This window comes from uncultured Campylobacter sp. (genome assembly GCF_938018145.1).
Taxonomy (GTDB): domain Bacteria; phylum Campylobacterota; class Campylobacteria; order Campylobacterales; family Campylobacteraceae; genus Campylobacter_A.
Window position 1 is genome coordinate 1 of sequence record NZ_CALIII010000231.1, and the last position, 2,715, is coordinate 2,715.

Consider the following 2,715-nt stretch of genomic DNA (forward strand, 5'->3'; position numbering starts at 1 on the left):
TTTTGAGATGAATTTGAATGTTGTGCGGAAATTTGCGTCCCAAGGCTAGACATATAGTCTGCCGCAGGGCGAAAATTTCAAACTCATTCAAAGGCGCTCAAAAGACAAGCCGTTACTTGCCGTTAGGGTTGTAAGCGTACGTGCTTGAAATAGCTCGCAACCTCACCACCGCCTTTTTGATATGCTCTATCGCATAGTCGATCTCTTCTTCGGTGTTAAACCTCGATAGCGACAGCCTTAGCGCCGTGTGCGCCAGATCGCTGCTAGCGCCGATGGCTTCCATTATCGGGTTGCTCTCTAGTGTCTCGGACGCGCACGCCGAGCCCGTAGATGCCGCGATACCGGCCTGATTTAGATCCCACAGCATCGCCTCGCCCTCGACGCCTTTTATGGCGGCCAGGATGGTGTTTGGCAGCCTGTGAGCGCGCTCTCCCACGACCGAGACGTCAGGTAGCTGTAGCAGCGCGTCCTCGAGCTTGTCGCGCAGGCGTCTAACGTGCAGATTTTCAAACTCGATTAGCTTGTTACTGTTTTCCAGTGCTTGCGCCATGCCGACGATACCTGCGACATCGAGCGTCCCGCTGCGCCTGCCGCCCATGTGCTCGCCGCCGTGAAGCAGGCTCGTTAGCTTTTGCGAGTCCTTGATATACAGGCCGCCTACGCCCTTTGGTCCGTGAAATTTATGCGCCGAAAAGCTCATAAAGTCCATGCCCATCTCGCGCACGTTTATCTTGATCTTGCCGACGGTTTGCGTCGCGTCGGTGTGAAACAGCGCGCCGTACTCGTGAGCGATTGTCGCGCACTCTTTGATCGGGAAAATGGTGCCCGTTTCGTTATTTGCCCACATGATGCTAACGAGCGCTGTTTTGTCGTCGATGAGCTTTCTTAGGTCGTTTGGATCGAGCAGGCCGTTTTCGTTTACGGGCACGCGGCTCACGCGAACGCCGTATTTTTTGAGAAACTCAAAGGTTGCCGAGATCGCCGGATGCTCGACGGCGCTAATGATGACGTGATCTTTGTCTTTATTTAATATATGATCGAAAAATACTCCCTTAGCCACCCAGTTGTTGCTCTCGGTGGCGCAGCCCGTGACCACGATGTCGTCGTTATCGCTCGCGTTTATGCCCGCATAGAGCTGATCCATCGCGCGGCGAAGCGCGGGGTGCGTCTCGGAGCCGAATCTATGAAGCGAGTTTGGGTTGCCGTATTTCTCGCAGAAAAACGGCTTCATAAGCTCGAAAGCTTCGGGATCGACCATCGTCGTGGCATTGTTGTCTAGATATACTCTCACGCTTGACCTTTATCAATTAGGATATATTTTATCCCTTTTATTTTCGCGAGGATAATATAACAAATTTTATAAATTTTTGATTAAAATTTTAGCTTAATTTTTTCAAATTTAAGCGGTTTTTGATAGTGTTTATATATTGAAATTTCTTATCAAATAAGTAAAATATCGCCTTTTCGGTCAAATTTGATATAAAAAGATAAAATATATCCTAAACTTAGTTTGATTTCTTAAGGTTTTAGAAAATTTAAAAATTAAATTTTCGCATTTTGGGTATAAATCAGCGAAAGAAACCTAAATTTGACGCGGCAAAAAGGTAAATTTGAAGTTAAAATTTGTGGTTTTTCAGGCGAAATGGTATAAAATTTATATATGAAAACTTTTAAAAGAATTTTAAAAATTGTTGCTTGGGTTATAGGCGGCGCTTGCGTGGTTTTTGTGCTACTTGTATATTTAATCCTAACCTCGCTTTTTTCGGTCGATACGCCCGAGGGTTGCGATCCTGGTATGCCCACTAGCGCTTGCGATTATATCGATGAGAAATTTGAAAAAGAGCTACAAGGCTTACCTCCAGTTGCCGCTTTGCCGATCCTAAGAAAAAAGGCCCGTATTTTGGCTAGGCGAGAAAAAATTCGCAGGAGGCGCGAAGTTTGATTATCTATACATTAAGGACGATTTTGGGGTCTGGCTTAGATACAAAGATGACGACAGCGACGACTTTTTGCTGCAGAAAAACATGCCGGAGCTCTACTATGGATACGACGAGATCGACCGCTCGCCGGATGAGATGTGGGTAAGAAGAGAACTTAAATATTATGAATACGGCATCTACGATATTTCGCTTTTTGAAAACGAAGCCAAGATATTTTCTCAAACTGCATATAAAGTTGTCAGAAAATTTATCGGTTTCTTTAATCTACACTCTATGAGAGGCACCTCTTTTGCGGCTCCGCAAGGCACCGAGGAAAATTTAAATGCCATAAGCGAGCTTCAAACTCCGCTTGCGGATTTTCCGCAAAAACCGAACTACTCTGCGCTTGGTTGGGCTGATAAACCAGAAGCCAGAGGCTATGTCGGAGATGAAATAGCTAAAAAGCTCGCTCGCAACGTCTTTGAGATAGAGGGCGAGGGTTGGCGCCAAACCATCCGTATAAACAGCCGCGCCAAAGATATAAAGGTAATCTGCGGAGATGAAATTTGCCTCGCGCTTGCCTTCGATGAAAGCGAATTTAACCGCTGCGATAACGATACGCCTCATACGGCAATTTATACGCTAAATTTAAAACAAAAATTTAGCGATTTTTCGACGCTTACTAGTAGGAATTTTAACTACGTCAAGCTCGGCGATAAATACACTTTAGACGACGTGGAATCCTTTAAAATAGTCTTATCTAGATTCAGATATATCGAGGGGTATAACAAAGGTC

Annotated in this window: 3 protein-coding genes; 2 read left to right on the plus strand and 1 reads right to left on the minus strand. The window is 45.5% G+C overall.

The window, feature by feature from the left end; translation table 11 throughout:
- Window positions 1-112 precede the first annotated feature (112 nt).
- A complete protein-coding gene (locus Q0338_RS05245) occupies window positions 113-1,291 on the minus strand; it encodes a NifS family cysteine desulfurase (RefSeq protein WP_298085839.1) in 1,179 nt (392 codons plus the stop codon).
- Between the two features lie 426 nt (window positions 1,292-1,717).
- Between Q0338_RS05245 and Q0338_RS05250 the strand changes: the two genes are divergently transcribed.
- Both Q0338_RS05250 and Q0338_RS05255 read left to right on the plus strand, forming a co-directional pair.
- On the plus strand, window positions 1,718-1,942 hold the full coding sequence (locus Q0338_RS05250; RefSeq protein ID WP_298085840.1) for a hypothetical protein: 225 nt from the start codon (window positions 1,718-1,720) through the stop codon (window positions 1,940-1,942).
- A gap of 67 nt (window positions 1,943-2,009) precedes the next feature.
- Window positions 2,010-2,715 (plus strand): hypothetical protein (locus tag Q0338_RS05255; RefSeq protein WP_298085841.1); only part of this gene is annotated, 706 nt, incomplete at its 3' end.